The sequence below is a fragment of the Streptomyces sp. GbtcB6 genome, from assembly GCF_019091475.1.
Lineage (GTDB): Bacteria > Actinomycetota > Actinomycetes > Streptomycetales > Streptomycetaceae > Streptomyces > Streptomyces hyaluromycini.
In genome coordinates, this window is the sequence record NZ_JAGXJL010000001.1 from 196,722 (window position 1) to 218,407 (window position 21,686).

19 protein-coding genes are annotated in these 21,686 nt (G+C 70.1%); 9 read left to right on the forward strand and 10 right to left on the reverse strand.

The features are described 5' to 3' along the window. Positions 1–134: 134 nt before the first annotated feature. Entirely contained in the window at positions 135–3,164 is a 3,030-nt protein-coding gene (gene uvrA / locus KVT45_RS00915; protein ID WP_217544307.1) for an excinuclease ABC subunit UvrA, read from the reverse strand. 225 nt (positions 3,165–3,389) lie between these two features. Between uvrA and KVT45_RS00920 the strand changes: the two genes are divergently transcribed. From KVT45_RS00920 to KVT45_RS00940, 5 genes are all read left to right on the forward strand, one after another. After that, positions 3,390–4,079 (forward strand): maleylpyruvate isomerase family mycothiol-dependent enzyme, encoded by a 690-nt coding sequence (locus tag KVT45_RS00920; protein ID WP_217544309.1) that lies wholly within the window; start codon positions 3,390–3,392, stop codon positions 4,077–4,079. A gap of 55 nt (positions 4,080–4,134) precedes the next feature. Further along, entirely contained in the window at positions 4,135–4,791 is a 657-nt protein-coding gene (locus tag KVT45_RS00925; protein WP_089100942.1) for an MBL fold metallo-hydrolase, read from the forward strand. A 294-nt stretch (positions 4,792–5,085) separates the two neighbouring features. After that, positions 5,086–5,970 carry an ABC transporter substrate-binding protein gene (locus KVT45_RS00930; RefSeq protein WP_217544311.1) on the forward strand — a complete coding sequence of 295 codons (885 nt, stop codon included), beginning with the start codon at positions 5,086–5,088 and terminating at the stop codon, positions 5,968–5,970. Continuing rightward, positions 5,967–6,890, forward strand: coding sequence for an amino acid ABC transporter permease (locus tag KVT45_RS00935; protein ID WP_217544313.1), 924 nt, complete (start codon positions 5,967–5,969; stop codon positions 6,888–6,890). The genes KVT45_RS00930 and KVT45_RS00935 overlap by 4 nt, the downstream gene beginning before the upstream one ends. Further along, positions 6,887–7,639: an amino acid ABC transporter ATP-binding protein gene (locus KVT45_RS00940; protein ID WP_217544315.1), complete on the forward strand. Its 753-nt coding sequence runs from the start codon at positions 6,887–6,889 to the stop codon at positions 7,637–7,639. The genes KVT45_RS00935 and KVT45_RS00940 overlap by 4 nt, the downstream gene beginning before the upstream one ends. A 4-nt stretch (positions 7,640–7,643) precedes the next feature. Here the strand turns inward: KVT45_RS00940 and aroQ are convergent, their stop codons facing one another. After that, positions 7,644–8,117: a type II 3-dehydroquinate dehydratase gene (gene aroQ, locus KVT45_RS00945; RefSeq protein WP_217544317.1), complete on the reverse strand. Its 474-nt coding sequence runs from the start codon at positions 8,115–8,117 to the stop codon at positions 7,644–7,646. Between the two features lie 158 nt (positions 8,118–8,275). On the opposite strand from aroQ, the gene KVT45_RS00950 reads away from it, so the two are divergent. Then, positions 8,276–9,580, forward strand: coding sequence for an MFS transporter (locus KVT45_RS00950; RefSeq protein WP_217544318.1), 1,305 nt, complete (start codon positions 8,276–8,278; stop codon positions 9,578–9,580). Between the two features lie 15 nt (positions 9,581–9,595). On the opposite strand, the gene KVT45_RS00955 is transcribed toward KVT45_RS00950, so the two are convergent. The 7 genes from KVT45_RS00955 to KVT45_RS00985 all read right to left on the reverse strand — a co-directional run bounded on the left by KVT45_RS00955 (position 9,596) and on the right by KVT45_RS00985 (position 18,368). Then, entirely contained in the window at positions 9,596–10,696 is a 1,101-nt protein-coding gene (locus tag KVT45_RS00955) for a calcium:proton antiporter (RefSeq protein ID WP_217544320.1), read from the reverse strand. Between the two features lie 110 nt (positions 10,697–10,806). Then, positions 10,807–11,109 (reverse strand): hypothetical protein, encoded by a 303-nt coding sequence (locus tag KVT45_RS00960; RefSeq protein WP_308310609.1) that lies wholly within the window; start codon positions 11,107–11,109, stop codon positions 10,807–10,809. Between the two features lie 130 nt (positions 11,110–11,239). Continuing rightward, positions 11,240–12,241, reverse strand: a complete 1,002-nt coding sequence (locus KVT45_RS00965; RefSeq protein WP_217544322.1) for a TerC/Alx family metal homeostasis membrane protein — start codon at positions 12,239–12,241, stop codon at positions 11,240–11,242. A 222-nt stretch (positions 12,242–12,463) separates the two neighbouring features. Then, positions 12,464–14,527, reverse strand: a complete 2,064-nt coding sequence (locus tag KVT45_RS00970; protein ID WP_217544324.1) for a TerD family protein — start codon at positions 14,525–14,527, stop codon at positions 12,464–12,466. 50 nt (positions 14,528–14,577) lie between these two features. After that, positions 14,578–15,156, reverse strand: coding sequence for a TerD family protein (locus tag KVT45_RS00975; RefSeq protein ID WP_089100950.1), 579 nt, complete (start codon positions 15,154–15,156; stop codon positions 14,578–14,580). 157 nt (positions 15,157–15,313) lie between these two features. Continuing rightward, positions 15,314–17,461: an excinuclease ABC subunit UvrB gene (uvrB, locus tag KVT45_RS00980; RefSeq protein WP_217544326.1), complete on the reverse strand. Its 2,148-nt coding sequence runs from the start codon at positions 17,459–17,461 to the stop codon at positions 15,314–15,316. A gap of 40 nt (positions 17,462–17,501) precedes the next feature. Next, a complete protein-coding gene (locus tag KVT45_RS00985; RefSeq protein ID WP_217544328.1) occupies positions 17,502–18,368 on the reverse strand; it encodes an MHYT domain-containing protein in 867 nt (288 codons plus the stop codon). Positions 18,369–18,645: 277 nt separating this feature from the next. Here KVT45_RS00985 and KVT45_RS00990 point away from each other — a divergent pair, with 277 nt between their 5' ends. Beyond that, entirely contained in the window at positions 18,646–19,515 is an 870-nt protein-coding gene (locus KVT45_RS00990; protein WP_217544330.1) for a glycerophosphodiester phosphodiesterase family protein, read from the forward strand. Between the two features lie 50 nt (positions 19,516–19,565). After that, the gene (locus tag KVT45_RS00995; RefSeq protein ID WP_217544332.1) at positions 19,566–20,120 is read left to right on the forward strand and encodes a methylated-DNA--[protein]-cysteine S-methyltransferase; all 555 of its coding nucleotides are present in this window, start codon (positions 19,566–19,568) and stop codon (positions 20,118–20,120) included. A 66-nt stretch (positions 20,121–20,186) separates the two neighbouring features. On the opposite strand, the gene KVT45_RS01000 is transcribed toward KVT45_RS00995, so the two are convergent. Further along, the gene (locus KVT45_RS01000; RefSeq protein WP_217544334.1) at positions 20,187–20,615 is read right to left on the reverse strand and encodes a VOC family protein; all 429 of its coding nucleotides are present in this window, start codon (positions 20,613–20,615) and stop codon (positions 20,187–20,189) included. Between the two features lie 97 nt (positions 20,616–20,712). Here KVT45_RS01000 and KVT45_RS01005 point away from each other — a divergent pair, with 97 nt between their 5' ends. Continuing rightward, on the forward strand, positions 20,713–21,621 hold the full coding sequence (locus KVT45_RS01005; RefSeq protein ID WP_217544336.1) for a pseudouridine-5'-phosphate glycosidase: 909 nt from the start codon (positions 20,713–20,715) through the stop codon (positions 21,619–21,621). Positions 21,622–21,686: the final 65 nt, after the last annotated feature.

Consider the following 21,686-nt stretch of genomic DNA (forward strand, 5'->3'; position numbering starts at 1 on the left):
CGCGCGGGGGGGGAGAAGGCGTCGGGCGGGCCGGGGGGGAGGGGCGGGGAGAGGGGGAAACGGGCGCCGCCCCGGGGGAACCCCCGGGGGAACGCCGCTCGTTCTGGATCTGCCGGAGCAGGTGCCCCGGGGCCTCAGGCCTTGCGGGCCCGCGTCGTCTTCTTCGCGGGCGTCGCCTTCTTCACGGCCCCGGCCGCCTTCTTCGTGGCCGTGTTGTTGGCGGTCGTGGCGGTCGCCGTCTTCCTCGCCGTCGACTTCGCCGCGACCGTCTTCTTCGCCGCCGTCCTGCGCGGGGCCTTCACCGAGCTGGCGTCGCTGATGCGGTCGGCGCCGAGGATCTCGCGCAGGAACTTGCCGGTGTGGCTGGCCGGGATGCCCGCCACCTCCTCGGGCGTGCCCTCCGCGACGACGAGTCCGCCGCCGGCGCCGCCTTCCGGACCCATGTCGACGACCCAGTCCGCGGTCTTGATCACATCGAGGTTGTGCTCGATGACGATGACCGTGTTGCCCTTCTCGACGAGGCCCCCGAGGACCTTCAGCAGCTTGCTGATGTCCTCGAAGTGCAGACCGGTGGTCGGCTCGTCGAGGACGTAGACCGTGCGCCCGGTGGAGCGCTTCTGCAGTTCGCTGGCGAGCTTCACACGCTGCGCCTCGCCGCCGGACAGGGTGGTGGCGGACTGCCCGAGACGGACATAGCCGAGACCGACGTCGTTCAGTGTCGTGAGGTGGCGGTTGATCGCCGGGACGGCCTCGAAGAAGTTCATGGCCTCTTCGATGGGCATGTTCAGGACCTCGGAGATGGACTTGCCCTTGTAGTGGACCTCCAGGGTCTCCCGGTTGTACCGGGCGCCGTGGCAGACCTCGCACGGGACGTAGACGTCCGGGAGGAAGTTCATCTCGATCTTGATGGTGCCGTCGCCCGCGCAGTTCTCGCAGCGGCCGCCCTTGACGTTGAAGGAGAAGCGGCCCGGCAGGTAGCCGCGGACCTTCGCCTCGGTGGTCTCGGCGAACAGCTTGCGGACATGGTCGAAGACACCGGTGTACGTCGCCGGATTCGATCGCGGGGTGCGGCCGATGGGCGACTGGTCGACGTGCACGACCTTGTCGACGAGGTCGTCGCCGTCCACGCGCGTGTGTCGGCCGGGGACGTTCCGCGCGCCGTTCAGCTCGCGGGCCAGGTGCGTGTACAGGATGTCGTTGACCAGCGTCGACTTGCCGGAGCCGGAAACGCCCGTGACGGCCGTGAACACGCCCAGCGGGAAGGACACGTCGATGTCCTGGAGGTTGTTCTCCCGGGCGCCGTGCACGGTGAGCCGTCGGGACGGGTCCTGCGGGCGGCGGATGTCCGGCAGCGGGATCGACTTCCGGCCGGACAGGTACTGGCCGGTCTGCGACTCGTCGTTGGCGAGCAGTTCCTTGAGGGAGCCGCTGTGCACGACCTTGCCGCCGTGCTCGCCGGCGCCGGGGCCGATGTCGACGATCCAGTCGGCGACCTTGATGGTGTCCTCGTCGTGCTCGACGACGATGAGCGTGTTGCCCATGTCGCGCAGCCGGACGAGGGTCTCGATCAGCCGGTGGTTGTCGCGCTGGTGCAGACCGATCGACGGCTCGTCGAGGACGTACAGGACGCCGACGAGGCCGGAGCCGATCTGGGTGGCCAGGCGGATGCGCTGGGCCTCGCCGCCGGAGAGGGTACCGGCCGCGCGGTTCAGCGAGAGGTAGTCCAGGCCTACGTCGACCAGGAACCGCAGCCGCTCGTTGACCTCCTTGAGCACGCGCTCGGCGATCTTCTTGTCGCGCGCGTTGAGCTTGAGCTCGCCCAGGAAGTCCGCGCAGTCGCTGATGGACATCCCGGAGACCTCGGCGATCGACTTCTCCATGATCGTGACCGCGAGGACGATCGGCTTGAGCCGGGTGCCCTGACAGGTGGGGCAGGGCACCTCGCGCATGTAGCCCTCGAAGCGCTCGCGGCTGGCATCGCTCTCGGACTCGCTGTGCCGGCGCTTGACGAACGGCACGGCGCCCTCGAAGGGCGTGGTGTACACGCGCTCACGTCCGTACCGGTTGCGGTAGCGGACCTCGATCTGTGTCTTGTGGCCGTAGAGCAGGGCCTTCTTGGCGCGCTGCGGCAGCCCGGCGAACGGGATGTCGGTGCGGAAGCCCAGTGCCTCCGCGAGAGCGCCGATCAGGCGGCCGAAGTAGTCCTTGGTGTGGCCGTGCGACCAGGGGTGGATGGCACCCTCGTCGAGCGACTTGTCCTCGTCCGGGACGATCAGCTCCGGGTCGACCTCCATGCGCGTGCCGATGCCGGTGCACTCGGGGCAGGCGCCGAAGGGCGAGTTGAAGGAGAAGGAGCGGGGCTCCAGCTCCTCGAAGGACAGGTCGTCGTACGGGCAGTACAGGTGCTCCGAGTACATGCGCTCGCGCTCGGGGTCGTCCTCGGGGAGGTCGACGAAGTCGAGCACGACCATGCCGCCGGAGAGGCCGAGCGCGGTCTCCACGGAGTCGGTGAGGCGGCGCTTGGCGGTGTCCTTCACCGTAAGGCGGTCGACGACCACCTCGATGGTGTGCTTCTCCTGCTTCTTCAGCACCGGCGGGTCGGAGAGCTGGACGGTCTCGCCATCCACACGCGCGCGTGAGTAGCCCTTGGTCTGGAGGTCGGCGAAGAGGTCGACGAACTCGCCCTTGCGCTCGCGCACCAGCGGCGAGAGCACCTGGAAACGGCTCCCCTCCGGGAGCTCCAGGACCTTGTCCACGATGGCCTGCGGCGACTGGCGCGAGATCGGGCGGCCGCACTCGGGGCAGTGCGGCTTGCCGATGCGCGCGAAGAGCAGACGCAGGTAGTCGTAGACCTCGGTGATGGTGCCGACCGTCGAGCGCGGGTTGCGCGAGGTCGACTTCTGGTCGATGGACACCGCCGGGGACAGGCCTTCGATGAAGTCCACGTCCGGCTTGTCCATCTGCCCGAGGAACTGGCGGGCGTACGAGGAGAGCGACTCCACGTAGCGACGCTGGCCCTCGGCGAAGATCGTGTCGAAGGCCAGGGAGGACTTGCCCGACCCGGACAGGCCCGTGAAGACGATGAGCGAGTCACGAGGCAGGTCGAGCGAGACATTCTTGAGGTTGTGCTCGCGCGCGCCACGGACGATGAGACGGTCGGCCACAGCCGGTCCGCACCTTTCTTGAGAGAAGTGACAGGGGCAGAGCCCCGTGCTTCTTCAGACTAGGGGGAGCCACTGACAACGCCGGTTCGGATTCCTGGATGCGTGAACAATCCCGGACCATCCAGCATGCCCGACGCCGCCACCGACGATATAGCACGTGCATTCGATTTACGGAGCTCGTGCGAAACCTTCACCCGAAGGTGTGGCGGGGCTACTGTCAGCCCCATGATTGATCACGCTCATGACCTGGCATCTGTACAGGAAGCGACCGAACGGCTCCTCACCGCAGTCGCCGCACTGGACAACGCGGCCGGCGCCCGGCCGTCACGGCTGCCCGGCTGGACGGTCGGCCATGTCCTTGCCCACCTCGCCCGCAACGCGGACGCGCTCGCCAACGTCCTGGACGGACGTCCCATGTACACCTCCGCCGGGGCACGGGACGCCGACATCGAGCGTGACGCGCCGCGCGCGCTCGACGTTCAGCTCGACGACCTGCGCGAGAGCCACGCCGGGTTCCGGGCCCGAGCGGCCGAGCCCGCGGACTGGACGCGCACGGTGGAGCTGCGCAACGGGGTCACCGACACCGCGGCCCGGGTGCCGTTCCGCCGCTGGGCCGAGGTCGAGCTGCACCATGTCGACCTCGGGATCGGGTACGAGCTGGAGGACCTGCCGGAGGAGTTCACGGAGCGGGAGATCGACTTTCTCGCGGAACGCTTCGGCGGGCACCAGGAGGTCCCGTCGACCGGTCTGCGCAGCGACAGCGGCCGGGTCTGGACGACGGGCGGTGGCGCGCCAGGGGGTCCGGTCGCCGTCGAGGGATCCGCCGCCGACCTGCTGGGCTGGCTCGCCGGCCGCCGCGACGGCTCGGCCCTGGTGGTGAAGGGCGGCGCCCTGCCCGCGCTTCCGCCCCTGTAACCCGCGTGCAGCGCGCGGCACATCGGCGCCCGTTCCCCGCTATAGGCTGATCGCCATGACGTACAGCGGAGAGGTGACGGTCGGCGGACCGGCGGACGTGCACGAGCTCAAGGACCTGATGATCACCAAGATCGCGGTCGGGCCGATGGACAACAACGCCTATCTGCTGCGCTGCCGCGCCACCGACGAGCAACTGCTGATCGACGCGGCCAACGACGCGGAGACGCTCCTCGGCATGATCGGTGACGACGGCATCGCGTCCGTCGTCACCACGCATCAGCACGGCGACCACTGGCAGGCGCTGGCCGAGGTCGTCGCCGCCACCGGCGCGCGGACGTACGCGGGCCGGGAGGACGCCCCGGGCATCCCGGTCACCACCGACGTCCTCGTCGGCGACGGCGACGTGATCCGGGTCGGCCGTGTCGAACTGACCGCCCGCCATCTGGTCGGTCACACCCCGGGCTCCATCGCCCTGGTCTACGACGACCCGCACGGTCATCCGCACGTCTTCACCGGGGACTGCCTCTTCCCCGGCGGTGTCGGCAACACGCGCAAGGACCCGAAGGCCTTCGCCAGCCTGATCCACGACGTGGAGACGAGGATCTTCGACGTCCTGCCGGACGAGACCTGGGTGTACCCCGGGCACGGCAACGACACCACGCTGGGCACGGAGCGCCCGCATCTGCCGGAGTGGCACGCGCGCGGGTGGTGAGGGCGGGCGCGCGGTCCTTCACGCGCGCCCCGTGTGAACAGTTCGCACGCACCGGCCGCCAGCGCACGCTCCCCGCGCGCGTCGGCGCGCAGTCAACTGGTGGCAGCCCCGCACAGGATGACGGCTCCTGCGCGGTACGGGCCGCCGGTCATCATTCCCCGCCCTCGGCCGGCGGCCCCGGCGTGTCCGCTCCCCCACGGGCAACGTTCACAAGACCGCAACACCCGTTCCCAGCATGCGGACAAATACCCTCTTGACCTGGACAAACGCGGCGTTCGCTGTCACTCTCCCGCCATGCACCCTGCCCCGAGCGCACTGCGTCGCGCTGCCGCCGCCGTCACCATAGCCCTGCTCGCCACCGCCGTCGGCTGTGCTCCGCAGCCGGAGGAGAAGGCGTCCGGCACGTCCTCCTCGTCGGCCGGAACCACCTGTGCCAAGGGCGGACTGGCCACGAAGACCTCCGGCAAGCTGACGATCGCGACCGACGAACCGGCGTACGAGCCGTGGTTCAAGGACGACAAGCCGGCCAACGGCGAGGGCTTCGAGTCGGCGGTCGCCTACGCCGTGGCGAAGCAGCTGGGGTACGACAAGAGCGCGGTCGTCTGGCAGAGCGTGCCGTTCAACAAGGCGTTCGCGCCCGGTGTGAAGACCTTCGACTTCGACATCAACCAGGTGTCCATCAGCACCGAGCGCAAGAAGGCCGTGGACTTCTCGTCCGGCTACTACGACGTGCGCCAGGCGGTCATCGCGCTCAAGGGCAGCAAGGCCGCGAAGGCGACGAGCATCGCGGATCTCAAGGGCCTGAAGCTGGGCGCGCAGGTCGGCACGACGAGCCTCGACTACATCACCGACGTGGTGAAGCCGTCGCAGGAGCCCGCCGTGTACGCAAAGAACGACCAGGCCAAGTCGGCGCTGAAGAACGGCCAGGTGGACGCGATCGTCACCGACCTGCCGACCGCCTTCTACATCACCGCGGCCGAGGTGACGGACGCGAAGATCGTGGGCCAGTTCGAGAACCAGGGCGGCACGCCCGAGCAGTTCGGCCTGGTCCTCGACAAGGGCAGCGACCTCACCTCGTGCGTGAGCGGCGCGGTCGACGCGCTGCGCAAGGACGGCACACTGGCGAAGCTGGAGAAGCAGTGGCTCTCCGACGCCGTCGACGCCCCGGTGCTCAAGTGACCGTCACGAAGGACGAGTCCGGCCAGGAGGACGCGGACGACAAGGGCGACATGCCGGCCGGTGCCCCGGACGACGGCTACACGCCCTCCGCACGACGGCTGGAGCGGGAGCGCTACAAGCATGCCCGCGCCCGCCGCGCCACCGCGATCGCCGCGCTCTCGACGCTGGTCACGGCGGCCGTGCTCTACCTGGTCGTCGTCAGCGCGCCCGGCTGGCCGCGCACCAAGGAGACGTTCTTCAACGGGCAGTACGCGCGCGAGGCGTTGCCGAAGGTCCTCGAAGGGCTGTGGCTGAACGTCCGGCTGCTCGTCATCTGCGGTGCCGCCGTACTGGTCCTCGGCATGCTGATCGCCATCGCGCGCACGCTGCGCGGACCGGTGTTCTTCCCGCTGCGGGCGCTGGCGGCGGCGTACACCGACTTCTTCCGCGGGCTGCCGCTGATCATCAACCTGATGATCGTGGTCCTGGGCGTCCCGGCGCTGCGCCTGCAGGGCGTGACGGTCGATCCGGTGCTGCTGGGCGGTACGGCGCTGACGCTGACGTACTCCGCGTACGTCGCCGAGGTGTTCCGCGCCGGCATCGAGTCCGTCCACCCCTCGCAGCGCGCGGCGGCCCGCTCGCTCGGCCTCACCAACCGGCAGGCTCTCCGCTACGTCGTGCTCCCCCAGGCGGTACGGCGTCAGGTGCCGCCGCTGCTGAACGACCTGGTGTCGCTCCAGAAGGACACCGGTCTGGTGTCGATCGGCGGCGCGATCGACGCCGTGCGGGCGGCGGACATCATCGTGGGCCGCAGCCTCAACTACACGCCGTACATCATCGCGGGGCTGGTCTTCGTGGCGCTGACCATCCCGATGACCCGCTTCACGGACTGGGTGACGGCCCGGATGGACCGGCAGCGCGCCCAGGGAGGATCCATATGAGCGACGCGCCTGTCCTGCGCATGGAGTCCGTCCGCAAGGCGTTCGGGGATTCGGTCGTACTGCGGGACGTGGACCTGGAGGTCGCCCCGCACACGGTGACGGCGCTGATCGGCGCCTCCGGCTCCGGCAAGTCGACGCTGCTGCGCTGCGCCAACCTCCTGGAGGAGATCGACGACGGCGCGATCTGGCTGGACGGCGAGGAGATCACCGACCCGCGCGCCGACCAGGACGCGGTGCGCCGCCGTATCGGCGTGGTCTTCCAGGCGTACAACCTCTTCCCGCACATGACCGTGCTGGACAACATCACCCTGGCGCCGCGGCGGGTGCACGGCGTCTCCCGCGCGGAGGCCGAGGAGCGGGCCAGGGAACTGCTGGAGCGCCTCGGACTGGGCGACAAGGCCGGTGCCTACCCCGACCGGCTGAGCGGCGGTCAGCAGCAGCGGGTGGCGATCGTGCGCGCCCTGGCGGTGCGACCCCGGCTGCTGCTGCTCGACGAGATCACCGCCGCCCTCGACCCGGAGCTGGTGGGCGAGGTGCTCACCGTGGTCCGTGATCTGAAGGGCGAGGGGATGACCATGGTGCTGGCGACGCACGAGATGGGCTTCGCCCGGGACGTCGCCGACCAGATCTGCTTCCTCGACGACGGCGTCGTACTCGAACGCGGCACAGCCGAGCAGGTGTTCGGCGACCCGCAGCAGGAGCGCACCCGGCGCTTCCTGCGGCGGATCGTGGAGGCCGGACGGCTCTGAGGCGCTACGCGTCCGCGGTCGCGGCGCCGACCAGCGCCGCCACCCGCTCCACGCCGAACACGTAACCCTGCACGCCACATCCGGCGATCACTCCGTCGGCGCGCAGGGAGACGTAGGAGTGGTGCCGGAACGACTCGCGCTTGTGGATGTTGGAGATGTGGACCTCCAACACCGGCATGCCGTCACAGGTGTTGAGGGCATCCAGGATGGCGACCGAGGTGTGCGAGTAGGCGCCCGGGTTGATGACGATCCCGCAGTGGTCGAGGCGTGCCTCGTGGATCCAGTCGACCAGCTCGCCCTCGTGGTTGGACTGCCGGAAGTCCACCGTGCCACCGTGCGCGGCCGCCGCCTTGACGCACAGGGCCTCGATGTCGGCGAGTGTGTCGGAGCCGTAGATCTCGGGCTGGCGCTGACCGAGCAGGTTCAGGTTGGGCCCGTTGAGGATCATGATCGGGGCGTTGGCCAGGGTGCGGGGCACGATTCCTCCGGTCCGTGGGAAATCCATGGGAATGACGTACGGCCCGGGAAGGACCGCTGCTCGGTCCGGTGTATCACGGTGTGCGGCGGCTCCCGTGCGGGGCGTCTCACCTCCGTGCGCCCCCGTAACCCATGATCACCCTGGGTAGTTGACGGAGCATGCATGATGCACGCACCGTAAGAGCCCCCTCGATGCTGCGGCTGGCGGCCGCCTCGCTCGCCGGGACCGCGATCGAGTTCTACGACTTCTTCGCCTACGGGACGGCCGCGGCGCTCGTCCTGGGGCCGCTGTTCTTCCCGACGTTCTCACCGCTCGCGGGGACACTGGCGGCGTTCGGGACGTTCGGTGTGGGGTTCGTGGCCCGCCCGCTGGGCTCGGTGCTGTTCGGGCATCTCGGGGACCGGCGCGGCCGGCGTCCGGTCCTGGTCGCGTCCCTGCTGCTGACGGGTGCCTCGACGGTCGCCGTCGGGTGCGTGCCGACGTACGGCTCGATCGGCATGGCCGCTCCCGTGCTGCTGCTGGTGCTGCGCTTTCTGCAGGGGCTGGGGGTCGGCGGGGAGTGGGGCGGGGCGGTGCTGCTGACCGCGGAGCACGCGCCTGCCGGGCGACGCGCACTGTGGTCGAGCTTTCCGCAGATCGGCCCGGCCATCGGCTTTCTCCTCGCCAACGGCGTGATGCTGGCCCTGTCTGCGTCCCTGACGGACGCCCAGTTCGCGCAGTGGGGATGGCGGGTGCCGTTCTGGGCGGCCGGGGCGCTGGCGCTGGGCGGGCTGTGGCTGCGTTCGTCGCTCACCGAGAGTCCGCAGTTCCTGGAGATCGACGAGCCTGCGCGCATGCCGTTCGCCGAGGTCGTACGGCACCACTGGCGGCTGGTGCTGCTGACGGCGGGGGCGCTCGCGATCGGGTACGCCGTGTTCTACGCGGTGACGACCTGGTCGCTGGCGTACGGGACGGAGCGGCTCGGGGTGAGCCGTACCGTCATGCTGACCTGCGTCATGGCAGCCGTCGTGGTGAAGGGGTCGCTCACGCCCGTGATGGCCCTGCTGGGCGACCGCTACGGGCGGCGGCCGCTGTGCCTGGCGGGGTGCACGGCCTCGGCGCTGTGGATGTTCCCGATGGTCGCGCTGCTCGCCACCGGTCAGCCGCTGCTCATGTTCCTCGGGTTCACCGGTGCCCTGGTCGCCTTCATCACCATGTTCGCGGTGATCGCCGCCTATCTGCCGGAGCTCTACGAGCCCCGGGTGCGCTGCACCGGTGCCGCCGTCGGCTACAACCTCGGCGGGGTCCTCGGGGGCGCGCTGACGCCGATCGTGGCGACGGCGCTGGCGGAGCACAGCGGGCGCGTGCCATGGGCCGTGGGGGCGTATCTGACGGCGATCGCGCTGCTGAGCCTGGGGTGCTTCGCACTGCTGCCGGAGACGCGTCCGGTGCCGGTGGCGGCGGTCGAGCCGGTCGCCGGGTGAGGGCTTCCGGACCGGCTACGGATTGATCGCCAGTTCCAGGTAGGCGGCGAACAGCACCAGGTGGACGCCGCCCTGCAGCGGTGTGGCCCGGCCCGGCACCACGGTCAGGGAGCTGACCACCACGGTCAACGCGAGCAGCAACATGTGGGTGGCGCTCAGGCCGAGGACGAGGGGGCCGGAGAGCCAGATGGAGGCGAGGGCCACGGCGGGGATGGTCAGGCCGATGCTGGCCATGGCCGAACCGAGCGCCAGGTTGAGGCTGGTCTGCACCCGGTCACGGCGGGCCGAGCGCAGGGCGGCGATGGTCTCGGGGAGCAGCACCAGCAGGGCGATGACCACACCGACGACGGCCTGGTGCAGGCCGGCCGCCGCGACGCCCGACTCGATCGTCGGCGACACACCCTTGGCGAGTCCGACGACCCCGACGAGAGCGAGCCCCAGCAGGCCGAGGCTGATCCAGGCGGCGCGCGCGGACGGGGCCGCGGCGTGGTCGTCGGCGGTGATCACCTCGCCCTGCCGGGTGATCGGCAGGAAGTAGTCACGGTGCCGCACGGTCTGGGTCGCCACGAACAGGCCGTACAGGATCAGTGACGACAGGGCCGCGAAGGTCAGCTGAACGCCGGAGAACTCCGGGCCCGGTCTGCTGGTGGTGAAGGTCGGCAGCACCAGGCTGAGCGTGGCCAGGGTGGCCACCGTCGCCAGGGCGGCGCCGGTTCCCTCGGGGTTGAAGACCGCGGTGCCATGGCGGAGCGAGGCGACGAGCAGACAGAGCCCGACGATGCCATTGCAGGTGATCATCACTGCGGCGAAGACGGTGTCCCGGGCGAGGGTGGAGCTCTTGGCGCCGCCGTCGACCATGAGGGTGACGATCAGGGCGACTTCGATGATCGTGACGGCGATGGCGAGGACCAGGGAGCCGAAGGGTTCGCCGACCCGGTGGGCCACGACCTCGGCGTGGTGGACCGCGGCGAGGACCGATCCGGCGAGGACCACGGTCACCAGCGCGACGACCGCGCCGGGCAGACTGCGCCCCCAGGTGAACAGGAGCAGGACGACCGCGAGCACCGGCACGAGGAGCGTCCACTGGGTGGTGAGCGACCCGAGCCGAGTGATCATGCAGCGATGGTGGCAGAGGCGTACAGGCTTCGCATTCCGGTCCTTTCTGGCTCCGGGGGCCCGCCGCCGGTGCGGCACGGCCCCCGGGTCGTACGGGTGCGGTCGGGCGGTTACGTGAAGTCGGTCAGGTCCACGACGTCGCAGTCGGTGAAGGACGGCGGCCGGGTACACAGGGCGGCCATCTGCTCGGCGAACTTGCTCGTCTCGGGGTCGTTGCTGTTCTGCATGGCCTCCTCGTAGGAGTTGAACTCGATCACGCCGAGGTAGTGGCCGGGCCGGCTCCGGTCCCTGAGGATCAGGCGGCGCGTGGGACTGTTCTCGCGGCCGGCGAGCCGGCTGCCCATCTCGTCGGCGAGGGCCTTCATCTCGTCGATGCAGTCGGTCTCGAAGTCGATGATCTGGACGAATGTCACGGTTGCCTCCACCGGGCGGCGGCATCCCCGGACCGGGGACGTTCCGCCACCCAACGAAGCAGCCCGGGCGGTGGCTCGGCAATGCGCTTCGCACCATTGCGCGGGGTGGTTGTTCGTACGTCCGACGTGGTCAGACGTCGATGCTGTCCTTCGGAGCGCCTTCACTCCGAGCCTGCGCCGCCTCGGCCGCCGCCTGCTTCCTGGAGGCCCTCAGGCTGGTGATCGTGGTGACGATCAGGACCCCGCAGATCACGCCGAGCGAGACCGGGATGCTGATCTCCGGCACATGGACGCCGGACTCGTGCAGCGCGTGCAGCACCAGCTTGACGCCGATGAAGCCGAGGATGATCGACAGGCCGTAGGACAGGTGGACCAGCTTCCTCAGCAGTCCGCCGATGAGGAAGTACAGCTGCCGCAGACCCATCAGCGCGAAGGCGTTGGCCGTGAAGACGATGTACGGGTCCTGCGTCAGGCCGAAGATCGCGGGGATGGAGTCCAGCGCGAACAGTACGTCGGTCGTACCGATCGCGAGCATCACGACCAGCATCGGGGTCATGACCCGCTTGCCGTTCTGCTGAATCCACAGCTTGGTGCCGTGGTAGCGGTCGGCCACGCCGAACCTGCGCTCCGCGGCCTTGAGCAGCTTGTTCTCCTCGAACTCCTCTTCCTCCTCGTCGGCCCGGGCCTCCTGGATCAGCTTCCAGGCGGTCCAGATCAGGAAGGCACCGAAGAGGTAGAAGACCCACGAGAAGCTGGCGAGGATCGCGGCGCCCGCGGCGATGAAGGCGGCCCGCAGCACCAGGGCTATGAGGACACCGACGAGCAGCACCCGCTGCTGGTACTGCGAAGGCACGGCGAACTTCGCCATGATCAGGACGAAGACGAAGAGGTTGTCGACGCTCAGCGACTTCTCGGTGATGAAGCCTGCGAAGAACTCGCCGGCGGGCTGGCCGCCGCCGAAGACGAGCAGGCCGAGGCCGAAGAGTCCGGCCAGGGCGATCCAGACGACGGTCCAGATTCCGGCTTCCTTGATGGACACGTCATGCGGTTTGCGGCCGATGAAGAAGTCGACCGCGATCAGGGCGGCCAGGCCCAGGATGGTGAGGACCCACAGGGTCACGGATACATCCACTGTTGCCTCCGGTTAGTGAACGGCAAAGATTTCGCGTTGCGCTACCGGAGGTCTCTTCCACCCGAGACGGGCCGACGCCCCGGGATCCGACCGGATCCGTATTGACGGGTACGCCGCAGCAGACAGGGAGTACTCCCCTCCGTACGGAGAACAGTACCCCAATCACCAAGGAAAGGTAAAGCGTTTGGTAAAAGAAAGACCAAATTGCCTGTTCAGGGGACTTTACATGCGCTTGGTGCGGGCCGCCGCGACCTGGGTGAGCACCTGCTGGAGCACATGGCTGCCAGGGGGTACGAGGCAGGGCTCGTAGGTCCAGGCATGCCCCACCCACGGGTCGGCCAGGTGATCGTCCGGTACCGGGGTGAGTCGCATCAGCGAACGCCAGAGCGGATCGAGCAACGGGCCGTAGGCGGCGGCGTCCTCACGATCGGCGACCAAGAGGAGATGGACACCGACGTCCGGGCCTTCGTCCGCGAGATAGCGCAGCTGGGTGACGGCCCGGTCGTCGAAGCCGTGTGGGAAGTCGTTCACGATCAGCAGCTGCCGCGAGGTGTCCAGACCGGGCGGCAGCGCGTCTGAAGCACCGCCGCGGACCGCCATCTGCACAAGGTCGACGCGCTCGGTGAGCCGCCCCAGCGCGCCCGTCACACCGGCGGCACCAGTCGCGGGCGGCGCGTCCAGCGCACCCGCCCCCGTCAGCGGGGCGAGTGCGGACGCGCCGGCAGCGGCCGGATCGATGACCTGCACGCCGAACTCCCCCGCCGGGTGGACGGCGAGCAGCCGGGCCGCGAGCGCCACCGCCGTCTGCAGAGCGAGGTGCCGCAGCTCGCCTGCCTCCTCGTGCCGGGACGCGTCGGGCATGCCGCTGTCGATCCACAGGCCCCGCTCCAGGGGCAGCCGGACCAGCATCGGGATGCGCAGCGGGGCGCTCTCCGGGAGGTGGAGGTCGCCCAGCCGGATGGCCATCGGCGGCTCCGCCGGCACCCGGTAGCCGTGCCAGACCGGGTTGTCCCAGCGGGCGTACTCCGGTGGCAGCGCGGGCTCGACGACCTCGGACTCGGCGGTGAGCTGGGCGAGGTCCCGGTCGAGAGCCGCCCGGGCCTGGTCGACCAGCTGGGCCTGCCGGGCCTGGGCGGCCTCGCGTGCGGCGTCGCCCGCCGAGCCCAGTCGGCTGCGCGGGTCGGAGAGGACCTGGTCGAGTTCCTTCTCCATGCGCGACTCGGCGAAGTCGAGAGCGCTGCGATAGGCGGCGGTGGAGCGGGCCAGGTCCTCGAACATGCCCCAGACCTGGTTGTAGAGCCGCTCGTCCATGGACCAGCCGACCGCGTCACCGGCGACGGGCGGCGCGGGCCCGTCCGCCGGGGTGGGAGCCTCGGGGGCCGGGGGCCCGGACGTCTGGCGGCGCTTCGGATGCGTGTAGTCGATGGGGCCGCCGGTGGGCGTGGCGGCCGCTGGGATGCCCGAACCGACGGCGTCCGGGGGGCCGCCCGGTCCGCCGGAGGCCGGGGGCCGGCCCGATTCGCCGGAAGTCGGGGGCCGGCCGCCGTCGGGCGCCGGGGCCATCTGGGCGGCTCCCTCGGAAGGGGCAGGCCGGCCGACGCTGTCGCCGGGTGTCTGGACGTCGTACGGAGACCCGGCGGCGGAGGCGGTGCCCTGCAGGTCGGGGCCGGTGACGGAGGCGGCCGTACGACGGGAGCGGTCGGTGTCCGCGGTGCGCGCCGGGACCGAGCGGGCCAGGCCGCGCGCCACCGCTTCCTCGATCCCGCGGGCGAGTTCGGCGGCCTGGGGCAGGCCCTGGTCGGTGAGGAGCGCCGTGAGGCCGTCCGCGTAGCCCTGGCCCACCGCGCGGATCTTCCAGGCGGCCTGGCGGCGGTAGAGCTCCAGAGCGACGACCGCCGACTCGGCGTCCAGGCCGGTGAGGGTGTAGCCGGCGACCTCGGTGCCGTCGAGGCCGGTCACCGCGGCACGCGGTGCGGCGAGGGCGCCGAAGCGGAGCGGACCGCCGGGCGCGGCGGGCAGGGCGATCAGGACGCTGACCCGGTGCACGGTCTCGGGCAGGGCGTCGAGGTCGACGGCGAGCCGGTGTTCGGCGGCCGCCTGCCGGGAGACCTCGATCCCGGGCAGCGTGGGCGCGCCCGGATGGGCCACCCCGTCGGCGTCCCGCACCCGCCCGCTCTCGTCGGCGAGGGTGGCCCCGGCCACGACCGGCGCGGCGGCCGAGATCCGGATCTCGATCCGGTTCCGCGAGAGCGGACGGTTCTGCCCGCGCACCAGCTCGGCCGTCATTGCCCGTGTCCCCCTGTGTGTCGTTGTCCTCGTGTGCCGCCGGGCCGCTGCTAGAGGATCGGCAGGATCGACGGCACCAGGTCCTGGAAGGTGCGGCCCTTGGCCGGGACGCCCAGGGCCGTCAGCGTCCAGCCGGATCCCGAACGGTGCACCTTCGCCATGATCTGGGCGGTGTACTCGCCGCCGCCGTCGAGCGTGTAGCGGGCGAGTTCCTGGCCGGTGGTCTCGTCGACCAGCCGGCAGAAGGCGTTCTGCACTTCCTGGAAGGTCTGGCCGGTGAAGGAGTTGACGGTGAAGATGATCTGGTCGACATGGACCGGGACGCGCGCGAGGTCGACGAGGATGGCCTCGTCGTCGCCGCCCTGGCCCGCGCCGCCGACGAGGTTGTCGCCCGTGTGGCGGACCGAGCCGTCATCGCTCACCAGGTGCCGGAAGAACACGACGTCGACGGGCTGCTTGTCGGCGAACAGCACCGCCGAGGCGTCCAGGTCGATCTCACGGGTGCGCGAACCGAACAGCCCGCGCCGGGGCGCCGCCTTCCAACCAAGACCCATGCGGACCGCGCTCAGGGAGCCGCCGTCCTTCTTCTCCAGGCTGATGGCCTGACCCTTGGTCATGTTGACGGTCACGGCTGCTTCCCCTCGTCGGATGTCCCCTGCTCCCGCGGAGTCCGCGGTTGACCAAAACCCTATGCAGCGCCACTGACAGTGCCGAACCCCGGCCCGCGCTTTGTGTCGGTCTTGCAACACTTCGCGCCCTTGCCGGGGTCCGGCTGCAGCCCAGGGGTCAGGCCAGGCCCGCCTCCCTCATCTGGCGCAGTTCCTTCTTCATCTCGGAGACCTCGTCGCGCAGCCGGGCCGCGATCTCGAACTGCAGATCCGCGGCGGCGGCACGCATACGCTCCGTCATCTCCTCGATCTGCTCGGCGAGTTCGGCCGCCGGACGATCGGTGGGCACCGCTTCCTTCGCCTTGCCCTTGGCGGCCTTGCCGGCCTTCGCGCCCTTGGCCGCCTTGTCCCCCAGGGAGGGAACCGGGGCCTTGGCACCCTTGCCGTCCTTCAGCTTGCGGTAGCCCGAGCCGAGCAGCTGTTCGGTGTCGACCTCTTCGCGGGCGATCTGCGCCACGATGTCGTTGATCTTCTTCCGGAGCGGCTGCGGATCGATGCCGTTGGCCTTGTTGTAGGCGACCTGCTTCTCCCGGCGCCGGTTGGTCTCGTCGATGGCCTTCTCCATCGCCGGGGTGATCTTGTCGGCGTACATGTGGACCTCGCCGGAGACGTTGCGCGCCGCGCGGCCGATGGTCTGGATCAGCGAGGTGCCGGAGCGCAGGAAGCCCTCCTTGTCCGCGTCGAGGATCGCCACCAGGGACACCTCGGGCAGGTCGAGGCCCTCACGGAGGAGGTTGATGCCGACCAGGACGTCGAACTCGCCGGAACGCAGCTCGCGCAGCAGCTCGACACGGCGCAGGGTGTCGACGTCGCTGTGCAGATAGCGCACCTGGATGCCGAGTTCCAGGAAGTAGTCCGTGAGGTCCTCGGCCATCTTCTTGGTGAGCGTGGTGACCAGGACGCGCTCGTCCTTCTCGGTGCGCTTGCGGATCTCGTGCACCAGGTCGTCGATCTGGCCCTCGGTGGGCTTGACGACGACCTCCGGGTCGACGAGGCCGGTGGGACGGATGATCTGCTCGACGACACCGTCTCCACGGGAGAGCTCGTATGTGCCGGGGGTCGCCGACAGGTACACGGCCTGCCCGATCCGCTCCTGGAACTCCTCCCACTTCAGGGGGCGGTTGTCCAGGGCGGAGGGCAGCCGGAAGCCGTGCTCCACGAGGGTGCGCTTGCGGGAGGCGTCGCCCTCGTACATCGCACCGATCTGCGGCACGGTGACATGCGACTCGTCGATGACGAGCAGGAAGTCGTCCGGGAAGTAGTCGAGCAGGGTGTTCGGCGGCGAGCCGGGCAAGCGGCCGTCGAAGTGCATCGAGTAGTTCTCCACGCCGGAGCAGCTGCCGATCTGGCGGAGCATCTCGATGTCGTACGTGGTGCGCATCCGCAGCCGCTGGGCCTCCAGGAGCTTGCCCTGCTTCTCCAGTTCCGCCAGGCGCTCCCCCAGTTCCTTCTCGATGTCGTTGACGGCCCGCTCCAGGCGCTCGGGGCCCGCGACGTAGTGGGAGGCCGGGAAGACGTACAGCTGCTGGTCGTCGCTGATGATCTCGCCGGTGAGCGGGTGCAGCGTGGACAGCGCCTCGATCTCGTCGCCGAACATCTCGATGCGGACGGCGAGCTCCTCGTAGACCGGGAAGATCTCGATGGTGTCGCCGCGGACGCGGAAGGTGCCGCGGGAGAACGCCATGTCGTTGCGCGTGTACTGGATGTCCACGAAGCGGCGCAGCAGGTCGTCGCGGTCGATCTCGTCGCCGACGCGCAGCGGGACCATCCGGTCGACGTACTCCTGCGGGGTACCGAGGCCGTAGATGCAGGAGACGGAGGCGACCACGATCACGTCGCGGCGGGTGAGCAGCGAGTTGGTGGCGGAGTGGCGCAGCCGCTCGACCTCCTCGTTGATCGAGGAGTCCTTCTCGATGTAGGTGTCCGACTGCGGGACGTACGCCTCGGGCTGGTAGTAGTCGTAGTACGAGACGAAGTATTCGACCGCGTTGTTCGGGAGAAGCTCGCGGAACTCGTTGGCCAGCTGGGCTGCCAGCGTCTTGTTCGGCGCCATCACCAGGGTGGGGCGCTGGAGTTTCTCGATCATCCACGCGGTGGTGGCGGACTTGCCGGTGCCGGTCGCGCCGAGCAGGACGACATCCTTCTCACCGGCCTCGATGCGCTTGGCCAGCTCGGCGATGGCCGCCGGCTGGTCGCCGCTGGGCTGGTACGGGCTGACGACCTCGAAGGGCGCCACCGTGCGTTCGATGTGGGAAACGGGCCGCATGGGTTCCACCGTACGACCCCCCACTGACAACCGGTTCTGATCAGCGGTTCTGCGGGGTGCGCGAGCTGTGGTGGCTCTGCTGGCGGCCGACGCGGGGCTGCGGGCGGCGACTCGGGTGGTGGCTGACCTCGCCGGCCGGGACGCCCGGCTTGTGCTCCACGCGGAGCCGGTCGGGCTTGCCCGTGACCATCAGCGGGTCGAAGATCACCACGACTGCGGCGAGGCAGAGGAAGGCCAGCGGGCCGATCAGCATGGGGGCGAGCAGGGAGGCGGGCGAGTCGCCCGGGGACGTCACGCCGGCGCTGTGCAGGTGGACGGTGAGGGCGGCCATGCCGGTGTAGTGCATGCCGCTGACGGCGAGTCCCATGACGAGGCTCGCGCCGACGCTCCACAGGAAGCCGCGGACCTGCCCGGCCGCCCACAGGGCCGAGGTGGCGGCGACGACCCCTATCACGACCGACACGGCCACCGTGAACGTGTTGTACTCCAGCGTTCCGTTGAGGCGCAGGCCGGCCATGCCGAGGTAGTGCATCGAGGCGATGCCCAGACCGGTGATGGTGCCGCCCGTGAAGAGCGCGGTTCCGGTGGCGCCCCGGTAGCCGACTATGAAGATCCCGACGCTCACCATGACGATGGCGAGGCCGAGGCTCGCATAGGTGAGGGGCTTGTCGTAGTGGATCGGCGTCTCCTCGACGCTGAACCCCATCATGGCGACGAAGTGCATGGTCCATATGCCGGAGCCGATCGCCGCGGAGCCCAGGGCGAGCCAGGCGGGCCGCCAGGAGTGGGCCACCAGCATCGCCCGGGTCGTGCAGCGCAGCCCGAGGGCGCCACCGAGGCAGGCCATCAGATAGGCCACCAGCGGGGTGACGACCCCATAGCTGAATCCGTCGACCGTGCCCTGCATGCGCGGCTGCCCTTCACCCTTTGCGTCCCGGAATATGTGCAATGCGCCCCCGTCCCAGGACCGCCCGAGCGGTCAGGGTTGACGCAGAGAGTATGACCCGCGCCTGAATGGTCGAACGATTTTCCGGCAAAGAAACACGCCCTTGCCGCAGTTGTGCGGCAACGGTGAGCGGCCTTGGGCAACTCCATTCAATCTGTGGCCATCCCGTACCCGACCCCTGTTGACTCACTGCTGTCACTCTTGTGCTGTCCGTAGTCGATCGACGCAAGGAGTACGCATGCACGCGCGCGCAGTCGCCGCCACGGCCACCGCGCTGCTGGGAGCGGCCGCCCTCTTGAGCCCCGTCCCCGCAGCCCGGGCCGGCGACGCCGCCGAGCCCACGGTGCTGGCGCACCGGGGTGCGTCCGCCTACGCCCCGGAGAACACGCTGGCCGCCATCGACAAGGCGGCCGCACTGGGCTTCACCTGGGTCGAGAACGACGTCCAGCGCACCAAGGACGGCCGGCTCGTCGTCATCCACGACGACAGCCTCCAGCGCACCACCGACGTCGAACAGGTCTTTCCCGGCCGTGCGCCCTGGAAAGTGAAGGACTTCACCGCGGCCGAGATCGCCCGGCTGGACGCGGGCAGCTGGTTCTCCCGTTCGTACAGAGGTACGCGTGTGCCGACGCTGGCGCAGTACATGCGCCGGGTCGAGCACAACCACGAGAAACTGCTCCTGGAGATCAAGAACCCGGAGCTGTACCCCGGCATCGAGCAGCAGATCCTCAAGCTGCTGGGCAACGAAGGCTGGCTGGACCACCGGCACCTGGGCCGGCTCGTCGTCCAGAGCTTCAGCGCTGGCAGCCTGCGCATCGTGCACGACCTCCGGCCCGACGTGACGACCGGCTACCTCGGCACACCGTCCGTGGCGTCCCTGCACCGGTACGCGGGCTTCGCCGACCTGATCAACCCCTCGGTGGACTCGATCTCCGCCGGCTATGTGAACACCGTGCACTCGGTCGACGGGCCGCACGGCAGGCGGCTGCGCGTCTTCACCTGGACGGTGAACGACGCGGTCACCACCTGGAAGGCCGTCGGCTACGGCGTGGACGGCATCATCACCAACAAACCCGACGTGGTGCGGGCCGCGCTGCGGGCGAGCTGAGCACGGCCGGGCGGCGGGCGTTGTCAGTGGCGGGCCGTACGGTGGGACACATGGACAGCGAAGGGCAGTACGGGCAGCGGGTGGTGTGGGCCGTCGTGGACACCGACATCGGTCCGCTGCTGCTCGCGGCGACCGGCAGCGGCCTGGTCAACGTGGTGTTCCACGCCACCGACGCGGTACGGGAGCGGACGGTGGAGCGGCTGGCGGCCCGGTTGGGCACCGAGCCCGTCGAGGATCCCGCGGAGCCGGTGCTGGCCGAGGCGATATCCCAGCTGCGGGCGTACTTCGCGGGCCGGCGGCAGGACTTCGACCTGCCGCTGGACTGGTCGCTGATCTCCGGCTTCAACCGGCAGGTGCTGCGCGAACTGGCCGCCGGTGTCCCGTACGGCACGGTGGTCGGGTACGGCGATCTGGCGGGGCGGGTCGGGCAGCCCGGCGGGGCCCAGGCGGTGGGCGCGGCGATGGGCGCCAACCCGCTTCCGGTCGTCGTGCCCTGTCACCGGGTGGTGGAGAGCGACGGCGGGATCGGCGGGTTCGGAGGTGGACTGGAGACCAAGCGGAAGCTGCTCGCCCTGGAGGGTGTGCTGCCCGAGCCGCTGTTCTGAGCCACGCTCCCCGAGTCTGGGGGGCAAGCTCCCCGAGCCCGGTCGGGCGGCGCCCCGCCGACGCGGTCAGCCGTAGTGCCGTGCCTCGACGACGTTGCCGTCGGGATCCCGGAAGTAGAAGTTGCGCGGGGCCTTGCCGCGGGCGCCGAACGAGTCGTGTCCGATGTCGGTCATGGGAACGGCGTGCTCGGCGAGGCGGGCGCGCAGGGCGTCGAAGGCGTCGGGCGGCAAGGACAGACAGACGTGGTTCACGGGGTGGCCCGCGCTGTCGGCGGCACCGGGGAGTGCGGGCATGCGCTCGGCGAGGGTGAGCGGCGCGAGGTCGATGATGGTCTCCTCGTTGACCCGCACGGAGGGGAACGGCACCTCTCCCGCGGTGAACTCGGCGATCCGCAGCGGCTCCAGGCCGAGCATCCGCTCGTAGAAGCCGGCCGCGACGGCCGGATCGGCGACCCAGAGGACGACGTGGTCCAGACGTACCGGGTGATTCGTCATGCCGCCCAGGCTGGTGGCGTCCCCCACAGGCCGCAAGCGTTTAGCCGGGTCCGGCCCCTGCCAGAGATGAGGGAAGACCGACGGACAGGAGGCAGGCGTGGTGCTGGTGGTGTCTGAAGAGGTCAGGGAGGCGCTCGACGCGGGGCGTGCGGTGGTCGCCCTGGAGTCCACGATCATCGCGCACGGGCTGCCGCGCCCGCGGAACCTCCAGGTGGCGCTGGAGCTGGAGGACACGGTACGGCGGGCGGGCGCGGTGGCCGCGACCATCGCCGTGCTGGACGGGCGACCTCATGTCGGCCTGGACAAGGAGCAGTTGGAGCGGGTCGCCAACGAGGACGGGATCCGCAAGCTGGGCCACCGCGACCTGCCGCTCGCCGTGGCGGCGGGGGCGAGCGGGGCGACCACCGTGTCGGCGACGGCGCAGCTGGCGGCGCTCGCCGGCCTCCGGGTGTTCGCGACGGGCGGTCTCGGAGGGGTGCACCGAGAGTGGACGGCGACCCAGGACGAGTCCGCCGACCTGGGCCTGCTGGCGCGCACCCGGATCACGGTGGTGTGCGCGGGCGTGAAGTCGATCCTGGACGTGCCGGCCACCCTCCAGCGACTGGAGACCCTGGGCGTGGCCGTCGCCGGATACGACACCGACCGCTTCCCCGGCTTCTACCTGTCCGACTCCGGGCATCCGGTGGACTGGACGCTTCGGACCCCGGAGCAGGTCGCGGACGTCATGCGGGCGCAGGACGCGCTCGACGCGGCGGACACGGCGCTGATCGTCGCCAACCCCGTCCCGGAGACGGAGCAGCTCGACCCCGCGCTGCACGCGCGCGTGCTCGCCGACGCGCTGCACGCGTGCGACGCGGAAGGGATCACCGGTCAGGGAGTCACGCCGTTCCTGCTCGACTATCTGGTCCGGCACACGGACGGCGCCTCGCTGGAGGCCAACCTGGCGGCCGTGCGCGGCAATGTCCGACTGGCGGCGCGGATCGCCTCCGCGTGGGCCCGGGGGTGACGACCGACCGGGAGACACGGCCGGGCGATGCCGCGGCAGCGGGAGCGGAGGGGACGCCTGGCCGG

Excerpts from the sequence above, each read along its gene's own strand:
- KVT45_RS00920 (WP_217544309.1), top strand. The coding sequence starts at position 3,390 with ATGATTGATCACGCTCATGACCTGGCATCTGTACAGGAAGCGACCGAA.
- KVT45_RS00925 (WP_089100942.1), top strand. The coding sequence starts at position 4,135 with ATGACGTACAGCGGAGAGGTGACGGTCGGCGGACCGGCGGACGTGCAC.
- KVT45_RS00930 (WP_217544311.1), top strand. The coding sequence starts at position 5,086 with ATGCACCCTGCCCCGAGCGCACTGCGTCGCGCTGCCGCCGCCGTCACC.
- KVT45_RS00940 (WP_217544315.1), top strand. The coding sequence starts at position 6,887 with ATGAGCGACGCGCCTGTCCTGCGCATGGAGTCCGTCCGCAAGGCGTTC.
- KVT45_RS00950 (WP_217544318.1), top strand. The coding sequence starts at position 8,276 with ATGCATGATGCACGCACCGTAAGAGCCCCCTCGATGCTGCGGCTGGCG.
- KVT45_RS00955 (WP_217544320.1), bottom strand. The coding sequence starts at position 10,696 with ATGATCACTCGGCTCGGGTCGCTCACCACCCAGTGGACGCTCCTCGTG.
- KVT45_RS00970 (WP_217544324.1), bottom strand. The coding sequence starts at position 14,527 with ATGACGGCCGAGCTGGTGCGCGGGCAGAACCGTCCGCTCTCGCGGAAC.
- uvrB (WP_217544326.1), bottom strand. The coding sequence starts at position 17,461 with ATGCGGCCCGTTTCCCACATCGAACGCACGGTGGCGCCCTTCGAGGTC.
- KVT45_RS00985 (WP_217544328.1), bottom strand. The coding sequence starts at position 18,368 with ATGCAGGGCACGGTCGACGGATTCAGCTATGGGGTCGTCACCCCGCTG.
- KVT45_RS00990 (WP_217544330.1), top strand. The coding sequence starts at position 18,646 with ATGCACGCGCGCGCAGTCGCCGCCACGGCCACCGCGCTGCTGGGAGCG.
- KVT45_RS00995 (WP_217544332.1), top strand. The coding sequence starts at position 19,566 with ATGGACAGCGAAGGGCAGTACGGGCAGCGGGTGGTGTGGGCCGTCGTG.
- KVT45_RS01000 (WP_217544334.1), bottom strand. The coding sequence starts at position 20,615 with ATGACGAATCACCCGGTACGTCTGGACCACGTCGTCCTCTGGGTCGCC.